Here is a 17,494-nt window from a genome sequence, read left to right as displayed (position 1 = left end):
AAGAAGTAATTTTCTGGGTATTTCAACGAATTATGTGGCAGCGGTTGCCACACGTCTTCAAGTTCCATAACACAGATTACGCCGGATTCACCTGTAGCCGGGGTGGACTCAAGGATGAAGTGCGACTTGCGAGACGCACCTACTCCCAAATCGACATGGATGAACGTCGCAGGATCGTTCGCTGGCGAGCGGCCGGCGTGAGCGCCACCGTCATTGCCGAGAAGCTCGGCCGGCATCGCTCGACGATCTTCCGCGAGCTCAAGCGGAATACTTTTGAAGACCGCAGATGCCGGATCTGAGCGGCAACTAAAAGCTCGATGCGGCAGCGTGAGGCGTCGATCGCATAGTCTCAAAGCTAAAGCCAATGGTGCCACAACCCCGCCCCGATTCTGACCTTGCAACCCGGACCAGCCGCTCAGATCGGGGCTGGTCGTCGTGCCGCGTGGCAGCCGCGAGTGACATTTCTGCTTTGCGGCTCAGCGGACATTTCAACCTGAGCGCCACAGATTCTCCACCACCACCCCCACCATTCAGTGAGTGTCGCCAGATACTTTTGGACTTCGGTCACGCACTCTTGGACACCCACAATTTTGGATTTACGCACTCTCCTGCCCGAATGGCTGACCTCTCCGCCTGTGGCGATGCCGGAACGAACCGGCAGCGGATCGAACATCCGCTGCCGAAGATCGTTCGACGAGTGGTTTCCTTATTTTGCCGGGGCCTTGTAGGCAGATGCGATTTTGCCCGCCTTTTCTTGGGCGGCCTTGAATTCCGCACCCGTGTATGCTCGCACGGTTTTGATATTCGATACTGCTCCCGATGCGCCGACGACAAGAAGCGCGGGGATCAGGTCAACACCGTCGGGGAATTCTGCGATTACCATCCAGTCGGTTTCGCCGGTCGTGACGTAGAAAGAATGCTGTTTCCCGCCTGCTGCTTCCATGATGGTACGGGCCGCCGCTTCCCGGTCCGATGGATCGGCGATCATTCCCTTCGCTGCCGCGGCTGAATAGCACCCTGTGATTATGAACAGTGGCATAGGACATCCTCCTCAACAATCGGGCAGATCGGGCGATCTGCCGCATATTCAGTATCTCACATCCAGGCGTTCGCCGCGATTAGGTAAACCGGAGTAAGCCCCGGCGTAGGGCGCCCGGTCGTGCAAGAAGCTCAATGCCGCCTCTCATTCAAGGTAGGCAGCAGAGATTCTCCCGCCTAATGAGGGTTAAAGGCGACAGAGCTACGCTCAACCAGCTTGCAAGAGACAACCCGACTGCCCGGATAAATCTTCTCGCCCGCTATCAAATCGTTCAGCCACTTCGCACCCTCTCTGCCGAGATCGTAGTATGGTAACGCTGCTGTGGTCAGCTCTGGCTTCAGCGCCGTCGTGACTGTTCGAAAATCGTCAAAGCCGACGATGCTGACGTCTTGTGGAATCCGCAATCCCAGCGCCATGGCGGCAATGTAGATCTGAATTGCCATTTCGTCGTTGCCGCTCATGATCGCGGTCGGACGGTCGTCTTGTTTGAGCATTTCGGTCGCTGCCGCAAAGACGTAGTTGTTTTCTGCCCCGACAGGCCCATCCATGCCGAGGCTGATAGAGAGGTCGTTCTCTGTGAGACCGAATTCGCTTGTCGTTCGGCGAAATGCCTCCAGGCGCAGTTCGGCTCCCAATAGGATCGGATTGAGCCGGATGTAACCGATTCTGCGATGACCCCGTTCAAGGAGATACCGGGTAAGATCTCGCGCCCCCTGATAATCATCGGGCTCGATAGACGGCAGGAGCTCCCTTGTTTGCGGCCGACAATTGATCATCACCGTCGGAATGCTGACATCGCCGGTCTCCGGATCCACAATGCGGCGGTACATGGTTACATACAGGACTCCATCAATGCGATGGGACTGGAACATTTTCCAGATTTCCACCTCTCTCTCGGAAGAACCACCGGTGTTGGCTATCAGGATGGTTTTCCCGTTCGCATTGGCCCAATCTTGAATTCCGCGGACAATATCGACCGAATAAGGCGTCGTGGAAACATAATCGGTGATAATCCCAAAGGTGTTGGAACGGCTGGATCGTATGAGGCGCGCCGCCATATTCGGGATGTAGCCGAGGTCGCGAATAGCCTTTTCCACCCTCTCCCGGGTTTCCTCAGTCACGTAGGGCTCGCCATTGATGACGCGAGAGACTGTTTTATTCGAAACCCCGGCCGCTTTCGCGACGCTGACGATGCTAACCATGTCCGCCAATTCTCCTGATGCGGGTCTGTTGTAAACTACACGCATGACAACGTCGACATATTTTTCTGACAACGTCGACAATTCCAATTGACAACGTCGTCATAGCGCGCCTATGGTCCAACAATGGAACAGCCTGAGGCAAGTGCTTCCGGCGGAACAAGGGAGGAATTCATGAAAAAACTGCTTGGCGCCAGCGCGCTCGCGCTCGTTTGCATAGCGGCCTCCGCCAAGGCCGAAACCATCAATATCCTCGTGGAAGGCGGCGGCGAAATGCTGCAGAAGGCAGCCGCAGAGAAGTTTACCGCCGAGACCGGTATCAAGGTGGACTTCACCGTCGTTCCCTATCAGGGCGTCTTCGACAAGTTTTCGGCCGAAATCGCCTCCGGCTCATCGGCGTTCGATGTGGTAACGATCGACGTCGTGTGGAACGCGAAATTTGCAAGCCATGTCGAAGACCTCGCGCCGCTCTTCACCGACGCGGTTCGCAAGGACCTGCCGCCTGCCTTGCTTGCCGACGCGAAGATCGGCGACAAACTGATCGGCATGCCTGCTTGGGCCAATGCCGAAATTGTTTTTTATCGCAAGGACCTTTTCGACAAGCCGGAAGAACAGAAAGCGTTCCAGGCAAAATATGGTTATCCCCTCGCCCCGCCGAAGACTTGGCAGCAATGGCGCGACATCGCAACATTCTTCACCCGAGACACCGATGGTGACGGCAAGACTGACTTTTGGGGCACCGACACCATCGGCAGCTTCTCCGAAGAGTGGATGGCGCATGTGCTTCAGGCGGGCTCGCCAGGTGTGATCCTCGACAAGGATGGGAAGGTGATCATCGACAACGAAGCGCATAGGAAGGCGCTCGAATTCTACATCGCGCCTCACTGCATCGATCATTCCGTGCCCGAAAACGTCAACGAGACTGGCTGGGGCGAAGCTCAGAACCTGTTCTATCAAGGCAAGACGGCGATGATGAAATTCTGGGCGCACGCCTACAAGATGACGCCCGCCGATTCCAAGGTCAGCGGAAAGGTCGGCGTCGCCCCAATGCTGGCCGGCGATGCAGGAATCGCGGCAATTCCGGGTCCTTGGTACAATGTCGTTCCGTCGACCTCCCAGCACAAGGACGCGGCCAAGAAGTTCATAGCCTTCGCCATCGCCAACAATGCGCTCGGTATCGAAGCGCCGCTTGGATTGGCTGCGACGAATTCGGCCTATAACGGCTATGCCAGCAAGCCCGGTTATGAGCATTTCACGCCGCTGCTTGAGACGTTGGGCGCTCCTGCGACGCAAGGCCGTCCGATGAATGAAAAATATCAGGAATTTGTCGACGAAGCGGTTCTGCCAGCCGTGCAGCAGGCCCTGACATGCAAAGCGGACGTCGGCAAGGTCCTGACGGACGCCAAGGAAACGATCGAAGACATCCTCGACTAGTCCCTCGGCGGCGAGGAGGACGGGTGGTCCTCCTCGCATCATCAGCTTTCGGAGAGCGCCATGTCGGGTGAAGACCGATTCGTGCTGTGCATGCTTGCGCCAGCCCTCGCCATCCTTGGCTTGCTGGTCGCATACCCGGTAGGGCTTTTGGTGTTCGATTCCTTTTTTAAGGTCGACACCATTACTCCCCACATACGAGAATGGATCGGGCTCAAGAACTATATCGACGCGCTAACCTCGAAGCGTGTCGCGGAAAGCGCATTCAGAACAATCCAGTATTCGATCTTTGCGCTGTTCTTCGAATTTACCTTCGGTTTCTGCGCCGCGCTGCTGTTCACGGCGCTCCCCGGTAAATCGCGCTGGCACCGCACGATCTTCACGCTGCCATTGATGGTGCCGCCAATCGTCGCCGGCCTCTTGTGGCGCTTTCTCCTGGTCGGGAACATCGGCATCTTGAACTACGGGCTCGTCCATCTGGGCGTCATCAGCGATCCCGATGCGATTGCCTGGTTGTCCGACGAAGATATCGTCATCTATTCCGTCTCTTTCGCCGATATCTGGCTGACGACATCCTTTGTCGCCCTCGTCTCCTATGCCGGATTGACAAACATTCCCAAAGACCTGCTCGAGGCGGCGCGGATCGACGGCGCGAACGCGTTCCAGCGCTTCTGGCATGTCACGCTGCCACTGATGCGCCCGGTGATCGCCGTCGTCGTCATCGTGCGTGGGGTGGATGCGGCCAAGACCTTCGACCTCATCTGGATTCAGACGCAGGGTGGCCCCAACCACGCTTCTGAAGTGTTTTCGATGAACATCTATCAGCGCATGATGCGCTTCGGCGATCTCGGCGAGGCCTCGGCCTCCGGCACGCTGTTTCTAATCGTCATGATGGTTCTGGCTGCTGCTGCCTATTGGAAGATATGGAGGCCGGTCCATGCGTAGTGCGCGCCGCTTCAATCTCAACGGCATGGTGATCAATGCCGCCGCGCTCGTCCTCGTCCTGTCCTATGCGCTGCCTTACGTATATCTGCTCATGACGTCGATCAAGCCGGCAGCGGATGTCCAGCAGATTCCGCCGAGCTTCTTTCCCGTGGTGATCTCTTTCGAGAATTTTCGCGATGTCCTGCAATCGTCGATCCTGCCGCGGGCCTTCGCAAGCTCGCTGATGGTGGCGGTGCTGACGACCATCCTTTCCCTCGCTGTGGCGGTTCCGGCCGCTTATGTCGCGACCCACTACCGGCGCCGGATCACCACCCTGTTCCTGCTTTTCGCGCTGGTCACGCGCATGGTGCCATCGGTGTCGCTCGGCGTGCCACTGTTCCAGCTTCTTAAGTCGCTCGGTCTGCTGGATACCGTTCCCGGTCTGGTGCTCGCCCACACATCAGCCGCGGTACCTCTTGCGCTTCTTCTCATGGCAGCCTTCTTCGAAGGCGTTCCGAAGGATCTGGAAGAAGCGGCGCGCATGGACGGCTGCACCCGTTTCCAGGCCTTTCTGAAGGTCATTCTTCCGATCATGACGGGCGGAATCGCCGTCACCGCGCTGTTTACCTTCATCACGAGTTGGAATGAGTTCCTCTACGCACTGCTGCTGACGTCAGAGGCGACCAAAACGGCACCGATCGTCATTGCTGAATACAACTCCGTCTATGGCCTTGCCTGGGGAGCGATGACGGCGGCGGCCGTGCTCTATTCACTGCCCGTCATCATCGTAACGCTCGCACTTCAAAAGCAGATCGTCGGCGGCCTGACTTTCGGCGCTGTAAAAGGATGAGGGAGGCTAAGACATGGCCGATATAGAACTGCGCAACGTCAACAAGATCTACGGCAACAGCTTTCATGCGCTACACGACCTGAGTTTCAACATCAGGGATGGTGAGTTCATGGTGTTTGTCGGTCCCTCGGGTTGTGGGAAATCGACGGCGCTTCGGATGATCGCCGGCCTTGAGAGCATTTCGAGCGGCGAACTCAGGATCGGGGACAGGGTCGTCAACGATGTCGATCCCAAAGATCGCGACATCGCCATGGTCTTTCAATCTTACGCGCTGTACCCGCACAAGACCGTGCGCGAAAACATCGCCTTTCCCTTGCTAATGGCGGGGTTGCCGAAATCCGACATTGCCAGCCGCGTGGATGAGGCCGCGCGCATCCTCGAGCTGACGGCTCTGCTCGACCGCAAACCGGCGCTGCTCTCGGGCGGCCAGCGGCAGCGCGTCGCCATGGGTCGGGCGATCGTCCGCCAGCCGTCCGCCTTCCTGATGGATGAACCGTTGTCCAATCTCGATGCAAAACTGCGTGTGCAGATGCGCGCCGAGATTGCCAGCCTCCAGAGAAAACTCAACGTCACCACGATCTACGTCACTCACGATCAGGTCGAGGCAATGACGATGGGGGACCGTGTCGCTGTCATGAAGGGCGGCGTGCTGCAGCAAGTCGACACTCCCCAGAACCTGTACAGTCGCCCCGACAACGTCTTTGTTGCGGCCTTTATCGGATCGCCCTCGATGAACTTGTACGAGGCCGTTCTGAATGGAAGGACGGTGATCCTGGGCAGCAACAGTTTCGAAATTCCTGACCGGGTTTTCGAATGCCGTCCCTCGCTCAACGGTGCGTCTCACCGTCAAATCCTCCTCGGCATCCGGCCGGAGCACATGAATGACGCTTCAATCCGGCCTTCTTCGGCCGAGATCTCGGCCCCGGTCACTCTTGTTGAGGCGCTGGGTTCTGAATCCATGGTGCATCTGAATATCGATGCACCATGGGTGGACGCTGGCGACCCGGACGCCATCGTCGACATCGGCGACGAAAAAGCTGCGGTAGCCCGCTTTTCTCCAAAGAGCACAGTGCGAGCAGGTGACATCGCGCGCATCGCTGTCGATGCCGAAGAACTTCACTTCTTTGACCCGGGCACCCGCACCAGCATCTGGTGAAGGCACAGCCAAAAGAAAACAAGATTAACCCTCGCTGTCCGAGGAGACATGACAATGGTTAGCGAAAACTGTTACGACGTCACGAAGTATCCAACAGGCAATCCTCGGGAGGATATTGGCGCCGTCATCAATAACATCATTGCAGATATCAAGAACAGGCAAGCGGTTGTCGATGTAAATGACGGCGGAAAACCTGGATCGGTTATCTACATACCACCAGGCGATTATCGTCTCGTCACTCAAGTCGTTATAGACGTGAGCTATCTGAAAATCGTTGGCTCTGGTCATGGTTTTACGTCGTCAAGCATCCGCTTCAACACACCCGCAGGCGAGTTGGCCCACTGGCACGAGGTGTGGCCGGGCGGAAGTCGAATCCTTGTGGACATTTCTCCAGAGGCCGCAGACGGTGAGGCTGCTGGTGCCGCGTTTTATGTCAAGCGCAACGGAAATCCTCGTATAAGCTCTGTGGAGTTTGCCGACTTTTGCATCGATGGCTTGCACTTCATCGATGATGGTTTGGGGCAAGACGACGCAGAAAACACATACAGAAATGGCAAAACGGGAATCTATGTGGGCAGCGCCAATGACTCATTCCGAATAACCGGGATGGGCCTTATCTACCTGGAACATGGAGTTACTGTTCATGATGCAGATGCGCTCGCGATAGACAACAATTTCATCGCAGAGTGCGGCAACTGTATCGAACTGAAAGGTATGGGGCAGGCCTCGAGAATAGCAAATAATTTCGTCGGCGCGGGATATAGGGGACACTCGATTTACGCCGAGAATTACGCCGGCATTCTGGTGTCCTCAAACAACGTATTTCCTCGAGGAGCAAGCAGTGTCCATTTCTCCGGAGTGGTGCGTTCCTCGGTCACGGGAAACAGGTTCCATTCCTTTTATCCCGGAATGTTGGTTCTTGCTGCTAACTGCTGCGAGAATTTGGTCTCGTCAAATCATTTTCTGCGAGATCGCGAGCCATGGGCGCCGATGCAGAAGTACGACAATGGCTTGGATGATCTGTTTGGACTTCTGCAGATTGACGGCAGCAACAATTCGCTGATGGCGAACCATATTTCGCACACCGTTGACACTCAATATATCAAGCCTCCCGCAGCAAAACCTGTCATAATCAATGTAGTTTCCGGCAGTGGAAACTACATAGCCAACAACCACATTGTGGCCACCACCGAAATAGCTCAAAAAGACGGGAGCGACACGCCAAACAGCGCCTGTTTTTCAACACAAGTGAGCGCATTGCTTTCAATCGGGAATTCGACTTTGCTCGACGTAACGACTGTGCTGGTGCAAAAGGCCTCCGTGGGGAATACGGTCCTGGACTCCGGAAATGTCGAACAAGTGGTGATGGACCGAGCGGTCAATGCATTCAGGGGCACTCCGGTTCCTGGGCAATAGACCGCAGCCGCCAGGCCTCTCCCGCCGGTCGTGGGACCACGAGTCCTCTTCCCGAGAAAACTTGGGCCAGTCTTCGGACCGGCCGTTCTTCACTCAGATTGCGTCTCCAAATGGCTAAAGCGACTGTCTCTTTTGCTTCGGGCGAGCGTTTGGAATTCTGGGCAGTTGGTCCCGGGGCCGTCACCATTTCACAATATGGTGAGACCCTCTGGCGTGTGCCCGCTTTCGAAGCTCATCCATCATACTATTCCTATCACCACCGCGAGGCCGGCAGCGTTGTCGTTGAATGGGATCGGCCGGAAGCATTCCTTTGGGCCTACTCCTACGATCCGGCAACCGTTGCGGAGGCCGGCATAAAGCTATGGGAATTCAGCACGGATGAGATTCTAATTCGCGCAGGAAAGGAAATTGGCACATGGCTGCGAAGCGATCCTCAGCGGCCTCGACTTCATTTTTCTCCTTGTCGCAACTGGATGAACGATCCCGTGGGTCTCTGCAGGATGGGCGACTGCTGGCACCTGTTTTATCAATTTCATCCATGCGGCGGCGACTGGGGGCCAATGCACTGGGGACATGCTACCAGCCCTGACCTGTTCAACTGGACACACATGCCGGTTTTCCTCCATCCGGAGCAGAACCTCTGGCGTCTCGGTGCAACCGGAGGCGCATTCTCCGGCAATGCATTTGAGGATAGGGATGGCAGGCTGATGTTCTTCTATACGGAGCGCCTGCCCGCCTATGACCTTTTCAAAGGTTATCGAGAAATACAGAAGATCGCCCGGCCGGACCGGCGGATGATCAAGGCGGCGAGCATCTCGACCGTGCTCGAGCAGCGCCCCGAAGGAGTCGAGCACGACTTCCGCGATCCAAAGGTGTGGTGGGATGAAGCCGCCGGCGCTTATCGCATGGTGCTCGGCGCTTCTATTCATGGCGACCCGGCAGTCTTGCTTTACGGTTCGGAGGATCTGCGTGAGTGGAAATACCTGGGACCGCTGTTCCGTGCACCGCCCTTCTTCCGTGAGCAGGGCGCCAGAGCAGTTGAATGCCCCGACTTTTTCCCCATCGACGGCAAATGGGTGCTGATCATGGGACTTGTCGGACACTGTGATCCAGGCAGCGGCCGACACAACCTGCTTTATGGGCTCGTCGGAGATTTCGTCGATGACCGCTTCATTCCGGACTCCGATGCGCTGCAACTCCTCGACTTCGGTAGCGACTATTATGCGATGCAGAGCTTCGCGACGGATGGCAGGCAGATTGCCTTTGCGTGGTTGTTCAATTGGGAGTTCCGCAAGCCTGCCGGGTCGCCGTATTCCGGCGAGTTGTCCTTACCTCGCCAGCTGTCGCTGGATGCGCGCAACAGGATATGCATGAGACCCGCTGACGAAGTGGAGGAGGCCCTCACTCATGCGCCTCTGTCTTCCGCAGAGCCCGGCAGATACGTTCTGGACGACGCGTCGATCGATATCCGATTGAACGGGACGCTCGACGGAACAAGGATCACCGCAACCGAAGCCGGACAATTGTCATTTTCCATCGTCGTGGAAGATCAAAGTATCTCCGTGCAGCTGCCACAAGACGACGGATCGATCCGTTACGCCGCGGCGATTGCCGGTGCGACGGATCTGAGAGTCATCCACGACAAGGGCATCGTAGAGATTTTTGCTGACGGAGGAGCCGTCTGCGGCACGCGGCGCAACTATCTCAACGTCAGACCGGACGATCTTGTTATCCTGTCAAAGGCACATGTGAGCGTTTTCAGCGGGGGGTAATCGCATCGTGCTGAAGGCGCTCCAAGCGGCCGATTCTGTACGTCGATGCCGCAGCCGCGAAGTTATTCGGGTCGTTTCCTACCGCACCTCGAATTCCGGATCTGTGGGAACCTGCATGGCGAGAGCGAGATGATTTGTCTGCGCGGCAAGCCCGATGATCGTCAGGAGTTCGCCATGTTGGGCATCGGTCATGCCGCGCGCCCGGGCGGCCGCGGTGTGGGATTGAATGCAGTATTGGCAGGCATTGGCCGTCGACACGGCGATATAGATCATCTCCCGCGTCAACGGATCGATCGCGCCTTCGACCGTCATGACCGACTTAAGCGTCTCCCACACCCGGTTGAGATTTGCGGGATCATTTGCGAGAGCACGCCAGAAATTGTTGATGAAATCGGTCTTGCGTGTCGCCCTGATGTCATCGAACACGGCTTGCACGGTCGGAATGGCTGCGGCCTCTTCATCCGACAGGAGTTTGACTGTTGCCATCGCAAGTTCCTTTCCGGGCGCGGATCCAGGGCCTCAAGCATGATTTGCTCGGCGATCCCACGCTGACCGGCGGAACATACGAAGAAATGGCAACGGCCGCCAGCCTCCCCGCCGGTGAGGAAATCGAACATCGCATTTCAGGAAAACAGGCAAAATTAGAAATTATTGTCTATATATTTTATAGATTATGCCGTTCCATAGCCCTGTCGACATCCAGCGATGAGATTTCGAACGCCCGATGAATCCTTCATCGGGCGCAGTGACCTGCCGACTTCTTCCAATTTCAACAGGAGATTTCCATGAGCAATCCGGTTCTCGTCAATCAGATCATCCCCGAGTCCGATGTCGTCCCGCTGACCGGCCGCGTCGGTGCCGAAATCAAGGGTATCCGCCTCGGCGGTGATCTTTCGGATGAAAAGGTGGCGGCCATCAACCAGCTTCTCTTGAAACACAAGGTCATCTTCTTCCGCGATCAAGGACATCTTGACGATTCCGAACAGGAAGCCTTCGCACGCCGCCTCGGCGACCTTGTGCCGCATCCAACCCAGGGACCGGTCGCCGGCACGGCTTCCATCCTCAATCTCGATTCCAGCCGCGGCGGCGGCAGGGCGGACCAGTGGCACACCGACGTCACCTTCGTCGATGCCTATCCCAAATTCTCCGTTCTTCGCGGCGTAGTCATTCCGGCGGCCGGCGGCGACACGATCTGGGCCAATACCCATGCCGCATATGAAAGCCTGCCGGCGCCGCTCAAATTGCTGGCGGATCACCTGTGGGCCATTCACAGCAATGCCTATGACTATGCTGCCGTTCGCCCTCGCGCCACCGCTGAAGAGAAGAAGCATTTCGAGGAGGTCTTCACCTCGACCATCTATGAGACCGAGCATCCGGTCGTGCGTGTCCATCCGGAAACCGGCGAAAGATCGCTACTGCTCGGCAACTTCGTTCAGCGCCTTGTCGGCCTGTCGAAGAGCGACTCCGTAAAACTCTACGAGGTGTTCCAGTCCTACGTCACCGCCCCGGAAAATACCGTGCGCTGGCGCTGGAGAGCGGGGGATGTGGCGATCTGGGACAATCGCGCCACCCAGCACTATGCCGTCAACGATTATGGCGACCAGCACCGCGTCGTGCGCCGCGCCACGGTTGACGGCGATATTCCCGTCGGCATCGACGGCCGCCGCAGCATAACCCATGTCAAGGCCGCCAAGCCGCAAGCAAAGGCGGCGTGATCACGCACAGATGAGTGTTGCCGGGCACATGAAGCGACCAGAGCTTCATGTGCCGCTGACATCCTTTTGGAGAGATTGCGGAAGCGGCCGGGCGCCCTTCGCAACAGCAAAAAGAGCCACATGCCTTACGAGAAGGATAGCTTCTCGCTCGGCCGGGTCAGGGTTTCCGGGCGCAGCACCGCATCGAGATGCTCCTTCTGCATCAGGCCGCGTTCGAGAAGGATTTCGTAAACCCCCCGTCCCGAATGATGCGCTTCCAGCGCAACCTCCGTGGCGTTGCGATAGCCGATATAGGGGTTCAGCGCCGTCACGATGCCGATCGACTGCTCGACCGTCTGCCGCAGCCGGTCACGATTGGCGGTAATGCCTCGAATGCAGTTCGCTTCGAGCGTCAGGCAGGCATTGGTCAAGTGGCTCAGGCTGCGGTAGAGGCTGTAGAAGATCACCGGCTCGAAAGCATTCAACTGAAGCTGGCCCGCCTCGGCGGCCATGGTGATCGTCACGTCATTGCCGATCACTTCGAAAGCGACCTGGTTGACGACCTCGGGGATGACCGGGTTGACCTTGCCCGGCATGATCGAGGAGCCGGCCTGCCGCGCCGGCAGGTTGATCTCGTTCAGTCCCGCTCGCGGTCCCGAGGACAGCAGTCGCAAGTCGTTGCAGGTTTTGGACAGCTTGACCGCCACGCGCTTGAGGACGCCCGAAAGCTGCACGAAGGATCCGCAATCCTGCGTCGCCTCGACCAGATCCGGCGACGTCACCAGATCGACGCCGACGATCTCGCACAGGCGCTCGCGCACCAGCGCTGCATAGTGGGGATGGGCGGTGATGCCGGTACCGATGGCGGTGGCGCCGAGATTGATCTCGCGGATCAGCGAGACGGCTTCGGCAAGGCGCGCCTCATCCTCCGCGAGCATCAGTGCATAGGTTCCGAATTCCTGTCCCAGCGTCATCGGGACGGCGTCCTGCAACTGGGTGCGACCCATCTTGAGGACGTCGGCAAATTCGACCGCCTTGGCCTCGAACGACCGGCGCAGGATTGCCATGGCGTCGACGAGACGGTGAACGCCGATCCAGGCGGCGAGCTTCAGAGCCGTCGGATAGACATCGTTGGTGGATTGCGAGAGATTGACGTGCTCGTTCGGATGCAGGTGCTGGTACTCGCCCCGCGAATATCCCATGATTTCAAGCGCCCGGTTCGCAATCACCTCATTGGCATTCATGTTGGTCGAGGTGCCGGCGCCGCCCTGAATGAGATCGACGACGAAGTGGTCGTGCAGCGCGCCGTCGCGGATCTCGACACAGGCTGCGATGATGGCGTCGGCGCGCGCCCGATCGAGAAGGCCGAGGCTTGCATTGGCCTGAGCCGCCGCCTGCTTGATCGCGGCGAGCGAGGCAATCAGATCCGCCGATTCACGCAGGGTCTGACCGGTGATCGGAAAATTCTCGACCGCGCGCAGCGTATGCACGCCGTAATAGGCCGAGGCCGGAACGTCGCGGTCGCCGATCAGGTCATGCTCGACGCGGATTTTCGCAATATCGGAGATAGTCATGGCTGAACTTTCGAGAGGCGGCGCTGCGGCTGCGGCGGCAGGCCGGAAGAATGATGAATGGGGACGCGGCAGAAATTGCCGGATCCGGAAGTGTCATCCGGTCAAGCCGCGGGACGGGAATTCTCTCCGTCCGGCTTGGATCCGCGCAGCTTGAATGGAAAGGACACGCCGCCGGTCGTGATACCCATCGTGTTCACGCGCCTGGGGCGATGAAACTCCGCAAGCTGCCTGCGACGTTCCGACGAGCCGACGCCAAGCTGCTCGAGGATTTCCGTCACGACGGCGTAGAGGATTTCGATGTTGCCGTCCTCGATCTTGACCGAGATGCCGAGCGCCCCATCCGCTCCCAGTCGCCTGGTATCGTCCGAGGCGCGAACACCGATTGCATAGCTGGCATCGGCGCCGAGCTTGCCGATCATTGCGCCGTCGAATGCGCGCATCAAAACCGTGCAGTAACGCCCGTCGCCCGCGACCAGTTCAGGGTAGCACGCCATCGCCCGGAAAATGCGAGCCAGCGCTGCGTCTCGCGTCGACGAGCCCTCCCGCCCCTCGCCCCGGTCCGCGGCCGAAGCAAGCTTGGCATAGAGGCGCGCCAGGCGATCCAGGGGAAAAGCGGGCGTCGGCAGATTGCATCCGTCGATCCCCCATTCGACGTCCTGCGGGTCCAGGTCGCAGAGTTCGGCGACCGTCCGCTTCACGACCAGCTGCATCGGATGATCCGGCAGGTGATAGTCGTCGGCGCCCGCTCCGATGGCCCGGGCGCCGGCAATCATTCCGACGTGTTTTCCCGAACAATTGCTGCAGACAGCCGTCGGTGTATAGTCCTGCTTGATCCAGGCCCGGTTCACGTTTTCGGACAAGGAAGGATGGCCGCCGCAGCGAAGATCCGCCTCCTCGGCCTGGATCTTTGATAGCATGGTCCGCGTCCGCACGATATGGCGCTCTTCGCTGCTGTGGGAAGCGCAAATCAGCGCGAGATCGGCATCATCGAAGCCGTAGCGCTCGAACCCATCCGTCTCGAGGATGGCAAGCGCCTGAGCCGGCTTGGCGGCAGACCGGGCAAGCGTCAGGCGCGTCGGGTTTCCCAGCGCGTAAAGCAGCCTCCCCGTTGCATCGACGACCGCCGCATGGACGCGGTGACGGTTCTCGACGATGCCGCCACGATCGGTGACGACGAAATCCTCACTCGGGATCATTTCTCTCTCCATTGATGCGGTGCCCGACGGCCTTCGGCGCGCCGGGGATAGCTATCGCGGGTCAGGCCAGATCGAAACCGCCGCGATCGTCGCCGTGTTCGGCTGCAATCAGGTGGATGCGCTCCCGCATCAGAAGCCAGCCGACCACCAGCGCCGGAATGATCAGCAGCAGAGACGCGACCGTGTAGGTGCCGACTGGATAATCGAGGGCCATCAGGATCACGACGATCGCCAGGAAGCCCAGCGTCAGCACGCCGGTGTAAGGCGCGCCGAACATCCGGAATTCCGGCCGCGCCAGCTTGCCCTGACGTGACAGGTACCACAGCTTGAGCTGGCAGAGGACGATGACGCCCCAGGCCGCGATGATGCCGAGGGCCGCGACATTCAAGCCGATCTCGAAAGCTGCTGCCGGAACGACGGCGTTCAGCACGACGCCGAAGGCGGTCACGACTGCGGTCACCGCAATCCCGCCATAGGGTACGCCGGATCTGTTCATTTTCGCCAGGGCGGCCGGCGCCGAGCCTGAGATCGCCATGGAATGCAAGATGCGGCCGGTCGAATAGAGGCCTGCATTGAGGGACGACAGGACCGCGGTCAGCACGACGAGGTTCATGACGACGTCGGCGCCCTGGACGCCGATCTTGCCGAAGAAGGTGACAAAGGGGCTCTCGCCGCCCTTATAGGCGGTATAGGGCAGCAGCAGCGACAGCAGCAGAACCGAGCCGACATAGAAGACCACCAGGCGCAGCACGACCGTCCGGATCGCCCGGGGCATGACCTTGCGCGCATTTTCGGTTTCGCCTGCGGCGGTGCCGATCAGCTCGATCGAGGCATAGGCAAAAACCACCCCCTGTATCACGACCAGCGCCGGCAGGATCCCGCTCGGAAACATGCCGCCGAAATCGGTGATCGTATTCAGCCCCGGAACGTGGCCGTCGATCGGCGTGCCGGAGATGACGAAGTAAACCCCGACGATCAGGAAGACAACCAGAGCGAGAACCTTGACGAGGCTAAACCAGAATTCCAGTTCGCCGAAGACCTTCACCGACAGAAGGTTCATGGCGAGAACAAGGACCAGTGCCGTCAGCGCAAATACCCACTGATCGATCATGGCGATCCATGGGACATAGGCCTTGAAGAAATTCATGTAGAGCGCCACCGCGGTGACATCGGCGACCGCCGTCATCGCCCAGGTCAGCCAGTACAGCCAACCGACCGCGAAGGCGAGCTTTTCGCCGTAAAATTCACGGGCATAGGAGACGAACGAGCCCGAGGTCGGGCGATGGACGATCAGTTCGCCGAGAGCCCTGAGAACGAGGAATGCGAAAAAGCCGCACAAGGCATAGACGAGTACGAGCGCCGGACCGGCAGCGGCAAGCCGCCCGCCCGCGCCGAGAAACAGGCCGGTGCCGATGGCGCCGCCGATGGCGATCATCTGGATCTGACGCGGCTTCAGCGCCTTTTTGTAACCGAGATCCTCCTCGGCGAAGATCTGGCCATCGGCCTCGGTTCTGGTGGATTCCATGACTGTCATTACTCCTCCCTATCCTGGATTCGGCAGCCTCCCCGGCCGCCCTTCCGCGCAGTCGCCCCATAGATGTTAATCTGCTATGCGGTCTGACAGGTTTGTGGAATAGCTGAGGATCCGCGCCACGGTCAAGGTCTTTCGTTCGAGAGGGTGCATATATGAACGCCGGTTCGCCCATCTGGCAGCTGCCGATGCCCGAGCGCACGGTGTTGGAGGAAGCGTTCGCGGCTGCTTAACGCAGTGCGGCGCCGAGGATGCGATTGACCGCCGTCTCGACCTTTTGGAGATGAACCTCCATCGCGGCCCGGGCTTCGATCTCCGAGCCTGCACGGATCGCGTCGACAATCGCGCGATGCTCGTCGTTCGACTCCTGGCGCCGCGGCCCTAAGACCGTCAGCAGCCCGGATTGCTGCGCCATCGCCTCCCGGACCTCGTCGACGATGTCGCGGAAGACGGCGTTCTTCGATGCAGCCGCGATCAGCCCATGAAATTCCGAATCCAACCGCACCCAGGCCTCGGTATTTTTCTCTTGCTCCATCTCGTCGCAAAGTCCGAGCAAGCGGGACAGCTCGTCATCGCTCCGACGCAGCGCCGCCCAGCCGGCGGCCGATACTTCGACGTGAGGCCGCGCCTCCATCAGATCACGCGCCGAATAATCGCCGTAACTGATATTTCCGTCGCCGGCAGCCGCGAGCACATAGGTGCCGCTGCCCGTTCGCGTCTCCGTCAGCCCCAAAATCTGCAGCGAGCGCAGCGCTTCCCGGACGATCGGGCGGCTGACGCCGTATTTTCCCGCCAGCTTAGCTTCCGACGGCAGCTTCGAACCGGCAGCAAAACGGCCGGAAAGGATGAGGCTGCGCAATTCATCGAACACAAGTTCCGAGGCGCTTTTGCGACTGAGGGTCGCGGGATCGGACAGCCAGTTTTCTAGATCGTTCATCGCTTGCATTCGATTGGCCGGGCGGAATGTCCGGGCGCAAAATTGAAATCAGGCCTTCCAGGCAGTTCGTCTGTTATCGGCAATCCCGATGATGGACCGCTCGACCTCCAGCAGGTGCTCCGCCATTGCCGCGCGCGCATCCTGCTCGCTGCCCGCGGCAACTGCCTCCAGAATTCGGCGATGTTCGGCGTTGGACGCTTTGCGCCGGCCGCGAACATGCTCGACGAGTTCGGATTGCGTCGAAAGCGCGCCGCGAACATCGGCGACGACTTTCCGGAAGATCGCATTGCCGGAAGCCTCCGCGATTTCTCCGTGAAAGACCGCATCCATCCGCACCCATTCCCGGACATCCTCTTCCTCGTCCATCCGGTCGCACAAGGATGCGAGCCGGGTCAGCTGCTCGTCCGAGCGCCGCAATGCCGCCCAACCGGCAGCCGGAATCTCGATGCAGGGGCGCGCCTCCATCAGATCCCGGGCGGAATAGGCGCCGCCGCCGAGTTGGCGCGCGGGGCTTTCCGAAACGACGAAGGTGCCCCGGCCGGTCCTGGTCTGCGTGAACCCCAGTGTCTGCAGCGAACGCAGCGCTTCACGCACGATCGCCCGGCTGATGCCGTAACGTTCGGCAAGTTGCACCTCCGAGGGCAGACGGATCCCGAGCGCCAGTTTCCGATCGACAATGGCCGTGCGGATATCTTCGAAGACCGCCTCGGCAGCGTTTCTTCGGCCTATTTCTTTCTTCTCCGAGAGCCATGAATCCATATTCCGCATCGAAGAA

16 protein-coding genes and 1 pseudogene are annotated in these 17,494 nt (G+C 59.0%); 9 read left to right on the top strand and 8 right to left on the bottom strand.

The window, feature by feature from the left end:
• Nucleotides 1-155 precede the first annotated feature (155 nt).
• Nucleotides 156-304: pseudogene (locus HJB91_RS02140) on the top strand (helix-turn-helix domain-containing protein); the annotation flags it as partial.
• A 402-nt stretch (nt 305-706) separates the two neighbouring features.
• On the opposite strand, the gene HJB91_RS02135 reads toward HJB91_RS02140, so the two are convergent.
• Together HJB91_RS02135 and HJB91_RS02130 are read right to left on the bottom strand one after the other, a co-directional pair.
• Nucleotides 707-1,039 (bottom strand): GYD domain-containing protein, encoded by a 333-nt coding sequence (locus tag HJB91_RS02135; protein WP_210632382.1) that lies wholly within the window; start codon nt 1,037-1,039, stop codon nt 707-709.
• 176 nt (nt 1,040-1,215) lie between these two features.
• Nucleotides 1,216-2,241 carry a LacI family DNA-binding transcriptional regulator gene (locus HJB91_RS02130; RefSeq protein WP_221145143.1) on the bottom strand — a complete coding sequence of 342 codons (1,026 nt, stop codon included), beginning with the start codon at nt 2,239-2,241 and terminating at the stop codon, nt 1,216-1,218.
• Between the two features lie 171 nt (nt 2,242-2,412).
• On the opposite strand from HJB91_RS02130, the gene HJB91_RS02125 reads away from it, so the two are divergent.
• The 6 genes from HJB91_RS02125 (at nt 2,413) to HJB91_RS02100 (ending at nt 9,787) form a co-directional block, all read left to right on the top strand.
• A complete protein-coding gene (locus HJB91_RS02125) occupies nt 2,413-3,672 on the top strand; it encodes a sugar ABC transporter substrate-binding protein (RefSeq protein WP_221153383.1) in 1,260 nt (419 codons plus the stop codon).
• A 60-nt stretch (nt 3,673-3,732) separates the two neighbouring features.
• Nucleotides 3,733-4,614, top strand: a complete 882-nt coding sequence (locus HJB91_RS02120; protein WP_210632379.1) for a carbohydrate ABC transporter permease — start codon at nt 3,733-3,735, stop codon at nt 4,612-4,614.
• A complete protein-coding gene (locus HJB91_RS02115; RefSeq protein WP_210632378.1) occupies nt 4,607-5,443 on the top strand; it encodes a carbohydrate ABC transporter permease in 837 nt (278 codons plus the stop codon). Before HJB91_RS02120 ends, HJB91_RS02115 begins: the two co-directional genes overlap by 8 nt.
• A 13-nt stretch (nt 5,444-5,456) precedes the next feature.
• Nucleotides 5,457-6,599 carry an ABC transporter ATP-binding protein gene (locus HJB91_RS02110; RefSeq protein WP_210632377.1) on the top strand — a complete coding sequence of 381 codons (1,143 nt, stop codon included), beginning with the start codon at nt 5,457-5,459 and terminating at the stop codon, nt 6,597-6,599.
• 54 nt (nt 6,600-6,653) lie between these two features.
• Nucleotides 6,654-8,015: a NosD domain-containing protein gene (locus HJB91_RS02105; RefSeq protein WP_221153382.1), complete on the top strand. Its 1,362-nt coding sequence runs from the start codon at nt 6,654-6,656 to the stop codon at nt 8,013-8,015.
• A gap of 110 nt (nt 8,016-8,125) precedes the next feature.
• Entirely contained in the window at nt 8,126-9,787 is a 1,662-nt protein-coding gene (locus HJB91_RS02100; RefSeq protein ID WP_221153381.1) for a GH32 C-terminal domain-containing protein, read from the top strand.
• A gap of 78 nt (nt 9,788-9,865) precedes the next feature.
• Here HJB91_RS02100 and HJB91_RS02095 read toward each other — a convergent pair whose 3' ends face one another.
• Nucleotides 9,866-10,273: a carboxymuconolactone decarboxylase family protein gene (locus tag HJB91_RS02095; protein WP_210632374.1), complete on the bottom strand. Its 408-nt coding sequence runs from the start codon at nt 10,271-10,273 to the stop codon at nt 9,866-9,868.
• On the opposite strand from HJB91_RS02095, the gene HJB91_RS02090 reads away from it, so the two are divergent.
• Together HJB91_RS02090 and HJB91_RS02085 are read left to right on the top strand one after the other, a co-directional pair.
• Nucleotides 10,267-10,515 (top strand): hypothetical protein, encoded by a 249-nt coding sequence (locus HJB91_RS02090; RefSeq protein WP_221145137.1) that lies wholly within the window; start codon nt 10,267-10,269, stop codon nt 10,513-10,515. The two genes, HJB91_RS02095 and HJB91_RS02090, sit on opposite strands and share 7 nt — an antisense overlap.
• 57 nt (nt 10,516-10,572) lie before the next feature.
• A complete protein-coding gene (locus tag HJB91_RS02085; RefSeq protein ID WP_221153380.1) occupies nt 10,573-11,502 on the top strand; it encodes a TauD/TfdA family dioxygenase in 930 nt (309 codons plus the stop codon).
• Nucleotides 11,503-11,627: 125 nt separating this feature from the next.
• Here the strand turns inward: HJB91_RS02085 and aspA are convergent, their stop codons facing one another.
• From aspA to HJB91_RS02060, 5 genes are all read right to left on the bottom strand, one after another.
• A complete protein-coding gene (gene aspA, locus HJB91_RS02080) occupies nt 11,628-13,055 on the bottom strand; it encodes an aspartate ammonia-lyase (protein ID WP_221145133.1) in 1,428 nt (475 codons plus the stop codon).
• A 101-nt stretch (nt 13,056-13,156) separates the two neighbouring features.
• Nucleotides 13,157-14,251, bottom strand: a complete 1,095-nt coding sequence (locus tag HJB91_RS02075) for an asparaginase (protein ID WP_221145130.1) — start codon at nt 14,249-14,251, stop codon at nt 13,157-13,159.
• Between the two features lie 61 nt (nt 14,252-14,312).
• Entirely contained in the window at nt 14,313-15,785 is a 1,473-nt protein-coding gene (locus HJB91_RS02070; RefSeq protein ID WP_210632369.1) for an amino acid permease, read from the bottom strand.
• Nucleotides 15,786-16,011: 226 nt separating this feature from the next.
• Nucleotides 16,012-16,719: a FadR/GntR family transcriptional regulator gene (locus tag HJB91_RS02065; RefSeq protein WP_210632368.1), complete on the bottom strand. Its 708-nt coding sequence runs from the start codon at nt 16,717-16,719 to the stop codon at nt 16,012-16,014.
• 48 nt (nt 16,720-16,767) lie between these two features.
• Complete coding sequence (locus HJB91_RS02060) at nt 16,768-17,487, bottom strand: FadR/GntR family transcriptional regulator (RefSeq protein WP_210632367.1); 720 nt, start codon at nt 17,485-17,487, stop codon at nt 16,768-16,770.
• Nucleotides 17,488-17,494 lie beyond the last annotated feature (7 nt).

It is taken from the genome of Rhizobium sp. NLR10b (assembly GCF_019685435.1).
Lineage (GTDB): Bacteria > Pseudomonadota > Alphaproteobacteria > Rhizobiales > Rhizobiaceae > Rhizobium.
This window is presented reverse-complemented; position numbering and strand designations above follow the sequence as displayed.

Bases quoted from the DNA above. Each gene is read 5' to 3' on its own strand.
- HJB91_RS02135 (WP_210632382.1), bottom strand. From the start codon at position 1,039: ATGCCACTGTTCATAATCACAGGGTGCTATTCAGCCGCGGCAGCGAAG.
- HJB91_RS02130 (WP_221145143.1), bottom strand. From the start codon at position 2,241: ATGGTTAGCATCGTCAGCGTCGCGAAAGCGGCCGGGGTTTCGAATAAA.
- HJB91_RS02125 (WP_221153383.1), top strand. From the start codon at position 2,413: ATGAAAAAACTGCTTGGCGCCAGCGCGCTCGCGCTCGTTTGCATAGCG.
- HJB91_RS02120 (WP_210632379.1), top strand. From the start codon at position 3,733: ATGTCGGGTGAAGACCGATTCGTGCTGTGCATGCTTGCGCCAGCCCTC.
- HJB91_RS02115 (WP_210632378.1), top strand. From the start codon at position 4,607: ATGCGTAGTGCGCGCCGCTTCAATCTCAACGGCATGGTGATCAATGCC.
- HJB91_RS02110 (WP_210632377.1), top strand. From the start codon at position 5,457: ATGGCCGATATAGAACTGCGCAACGTCAACAAGATCTACGGCAACAGC.
- HJB91_RS02105 (WP_221153382.1), top strand. From the start codon at position 6,654: ATGGTTAGCGAAAACTGTTACGACGTCACGAAGTATCCAACAGGCAAT.
- HJB91_RS02100 (WP_221153381.1), top strand. From the start codon at position 8,126: ATGGCTAAAGCGACTGTCTCTTTTGCTTCGGGCGAGCGTTTGGAATTC.
- HJB91_RS02095 (WP_210632374.1), bottom strand. From the start codon at position 10,273: ATGGCAACAGTCAAACTCCTGTCGGATGAAGAGGCCGCAGCCATTCCG.
- HJB91_RS02085 (WP_221153380.1), top strand. From the start codon at position 10,573: ATGAGCAATCCGGTTCTCGTCAATCAGATCATCCCCGAGTCCGATGTC.
- aspA (WP_221145133.1), bottom strand. From the start codon at position 13,055: ATGACTATCTCCGATATTGCGAAAATCCGCGTCGAGCATGACCTGATC.
- HJB91_RS02075 (WP_221145130.1), bottom strand. From the start codon at position 14,251: ATGATCCCGAGTGAGGATTTCGTCGTCACCGATCGTGGCGGCATCGTC.
- HJB91_RS02070 (WP_210632369.1), bottom strand. From the start codon at position 15,785: ATGACAGTCATGGAATCCACCAGAACCGAGGCCGATGGCCAGATCTTC.
- HJB91_RS02065 (WP_210632368.1), bottom strand. From the start codon at position 16,719: ATGAACGATCTAGAAAACTGGCTGTCCGATCCCGCGACCCTCAGTCGC.
- HJB91_RS02060 (WP_210632367.1), bottom strand. From the start codon at position 17,487: ATGCGGAATATGGATTCATGGCTCTCGGAGAAGAAAGAAATAGGCCGA.